Annotated in this window: 4 protein-coding genes and 1 riboswitch; all 4 genes read right to left on the minus strand. The window is 57.0% G+C overall.

Annotated features, from left to right (window positions below):
- A partial coding sequence (gene thiE / locus GX147_08380; protein ID NLN60701.1) for a thiamine phosphate synthase occupies positions 1–472 on the minus strand: 472 nt, incomplete at its 3' end.
- Positions 473–524: 52 nt separating this feature from the next.
- Positions 525–1,631, minus strand: coding sequence for a 2-iminoacetate synthase ThiH (gene thiH, locus GX147_08385; protein NLN60702.1), 1,107 nt, complete (start codon positions 1,629–1,631; stop codon positions 525–527).
- A complete protein-coding gene (locus GX147_08390) occupies positions 1,628–2,398 on the minus strand; it encodes a thiazole synthase (protein ID NLN60703.1) in 771 nt (256 codons plus the stop codon). Before GX147_08390 ends, thiH begins: the two co-directional genes overlap by 4 nt.
- 10 nt (positions 2,399–2,408) lie before the next feature.
- Complete coding sequence (gene thiS, locus GX147_08395; GenBank protein ID NLN60704.1) at positions 2,409–2,600, minus strand: sulfur carrier protein ThiS; 192 nt, start codon at positions 2,598–2,600, stop codon at positions 2,409–2,411.
- A 72-nt stretch (positions 2,601–2,672) separates the two neighbouring features.
- A riboswitch (TPP riboswitch) is annotated at positions 2,673–2,772 on the minus strand.
- Between the last annotated feature and the right edge of the window lie 328 nt (positions 2,773–3,100).

Consider the following 3,100-nt stretch of genomic DNA (forward strand, 5'->3'; position numbering starts at 1 on the left):
CCAGGTAGGCCAGCCCCACCGGGGCCATGACGTCCTCTTTGGTGTTCGTTTCGTAAAGCGGCCCCACCCCCGCATAATCGGCCCCAGCGGCGTGGGCCCCCGTCAGTTGTCCGGGAGCATGGGTGGATAGACCCAATATCCGATCCGGTCCGATGAATTTTCTCACCGCCCCTGGGGGATAATCGTCCTGGCCCAGATGAACCCCGTCGGCGTCACTCAACAGGCAGAGGTCGGGATGGTCGTTGACGATAAACAGGGCGTCGTAATCGAGGGTTAGTTGACGAAGCGCCCGGCATTCCTCATATTTTTCAGACATGGATTTCTTTTTTTCCCGGTACTGAATGATTCTCACGCCACCCTCCAGCATCTGGCGAACCACGTCCACGTTCTTTCTGCCAACGGAGAGATGCTCCGCCGTTATGCCGTAGATGCCTCTCTGGAAATAATGTCTCAGTTTTTCCTGCCTCGTCATGGTCACCTCTTCCCCTCCCCGATTTTCAATGATGCCGCCCCTCCAAACATATCTAGACGATCCCCTTTATCCAGTTGCAGAATTCCGGTCTATGTCCTCTGTCCTGAAGCATCGTCATGATATCCGGGACGCTCCGCCTGTCGTCGATATGAAACTGCCCCGGGCGGGAGCAGGCCCGGGCGTATCCCCCCACAGTTGTCTTCGAACCCGCGGACATGCGGGTCACCCCTATCCCCACCAGATGATCCCTTATACCGGCCCTTTCCCTCGTCGAGATGCTGACACCAACACGAGGTAAAAACAGGCGTGTGGCCAAAATAAACCTTACAAAACGGATATCGTCCACGGAGTCGGCGGGGTCGGCGATTTCACCGGCCGGGCGCAATCTCGGGTAGGCCAGGCACAGTTCCACATCCGGGTAGCGGCGCTGCAGGAAGTCGCCATGAATCCCCGCCATGAACATATCCCGCACCGCAGGTCCCAGGCCCAGCAACGGTCCGATGCAGACGTGTTTCAACCCGGCTGCGATCGCCCGCTCCGGCGCTTCCAGGCGGAAAAGATAATCCCTCTTCTCACCATACAGGTGGACCTTTTCGTAGAGACCCCGGTCGTATGTTTCCTGGTAAATCGCCAGGCCAGAAGCCCCGGCGTCCCGGACGACGCCGTATTCTTCCTGTGTCAGGCCATAGACTTCCAGGATGACCTCGGAGAAACAGCGGGCCGCACGCCGCACCGAATCGGCAATATAGGCGACAGGGGACCGTCGCCGGTCTCCACCCGTCAACAAGAGGATGCTGTCAAATCCGGCCCTCTTGAGGGCCTCCATCTCCGCCTGCATTTCTTCCGCCTCCAGTCGCCTCCGTTTGAACGGAGGGACCTCGGCCGAATAGCCGCAGTAGATACACCCGTTGGTACAGTAGTCTGACAAATATAGGGGCGCATAGAGGAGCACCACCTTTCCAAAGTATCGCGCAGTCAGATCACGGGCCCGGCGGGCCATCCGTTCCAACACGTCCAGGTCGTCCGCCAGGAGAAGCTTCAAGTAGTCCATCCGGTCCAGGCAGTCTCTGTCCAGGATCCCCATCAATTCCGCCCTTGTGGCGCCCGCCCCGCCTGATTGAAATAGCGCTTCGGCGGCGAGGAGTTCCCGGTAAATCATTGGCCACTCCTGAGAAAACCCGTCAGGGGGGATGACGCGTCGGCAAAGTCCTTCTCCGCCAGCAGCCCCATTCGGTAGGCAAGACGCCCCGCTTCCACCGCTTTTGCCATGGCAATCGCCATCATGACGGGGTCCGGTGCCGTGGCGATCGCCGTATTGGCCAGCACCGCATCGGCCCCCAGTTCCATGGCCTGGGCGGCATGGGACGGGCGTCCGATGCCGGCATCAATAATGACGGGGACTTCGATTTCATGAATGATGGGCTGCAGGAGAACGGCACAGGTAACACCCTTGTTGGTGCCGATCGGCGCAGCCAGGGGCATGACCGCCGCCACGCCGGCCCTTTCCAGTTTTCTAGCCATGACCAGGTCGGGAGTGATGTAGGGAAAGACTTGGAATCCTTCATCGACCAGAATTTTCGTAGCCTTCAGGGTCTCTTCATTGTCCGGAAACAGGTACCTGGCGTCGGTTTCAACCTCGATCTTGACCCAGTCGGAACCGGTCAATTCCCGACCAATCCGGGCGATCCGTACCGCCTCTTCGGCGTTGCGCGCCCCTGAGGTGTTGACCATGACGACACACCCCTCCGGAATAAAATCCATGATATTCTCACAGATCGCGTCCGGATCGATCCGGCGCACCGCAACGGTGACGACTTCCACACCGGCTTTTTCCACCATTTCAGGAATCACCCCATAAGAAGGAAGCTTCCCCGATCCGATGAAAAAGCGGCTCCTCAGGTTTTTCCCACCGACAGAAAAGGTCATTCGCGTCTCCTTATCCCCCCCCGACAAAGGCCACAACATCTACTTCATCTCCGGGGTCGAGATCGAAGTTCGCCCAGTTGTTCTTTCTCACGATTTCTCCGTTCACCAGGACCGCAACCCGTTTACGGTCGTACCCATATTCCTCCAGGAGGGCATCGATGTTCAGGCAGTCCGGCCTTTCTTTTCCGTTGAGTTTTATCATGAACCGATCTCCACACTCTCCTCCGAAACAAAAAAACCCTCACTGGCGGCCAGGCCCGTGAAGGTCGATATTCCTGTTCGTTATCCTTTCTCCCTACGACGGCATTATCCGTATCAGGTTCATCGGGTATAATCTCAGGCATCCCTCCAGGACACCACCCCAAGGTGCAGCACCCGTTACCCCGCGGGAGACGGATTCCGCACCGTTCACCGGCCATCACAGGCATTGCCTGTCACAACCAGCCTATCGGTCATCTCTTTTGGCGTCTATCCTCCTCGAAAAACCATGTATTGCCTACACATATAATAAAGGTGAGTGTTTCTGTCAACAGAATAATTTCGGTGTGGGAAAAGGAAAGGCCATTGATGGCGCTACTCCAAGGCGAAAATGTATAACATCTTTGCGGTCATTAGTTGAGAAAAAAAGCCCCCTGTTCCTTTTTTTGTTTGGGACAGGGGGCTTTGGTTTATCCGGTACCGGAAGCCATCAGCAACCGCAGA

Source organism: Deltaproteobacteria bacterium (assembly GCA_012522415.1).
Classification (GTDB): Bacteria; Desulfobacterota; Syntrophia; order Syntrophales; family JAAYKM01; genus JAAYKM01.

Bases quoted from the DNA above. Each gene is read 5' to 3' on its own strand.
- thiH (NLN60702.1), bottom strand. From the start codon at position 1,631: ATGATTTACCGGGAACTCCTCGCCGCCGAAGCGCTATTTCAATCAGGC.
- GX147_08390 (NLN60703.1), bottom strand. From the start codon at position 2,398: ATGACCTTTTCTGTCGGTGGGAAAAACCTGAGGAGCCGCTTTTTCATC.
- thiS (NLN60704.1), bottom strand. From the start codon at position 2,600: ATGATAAAACTCAACGGAAAAGAAAGGCCGGACTGCCTGAACATCGAT.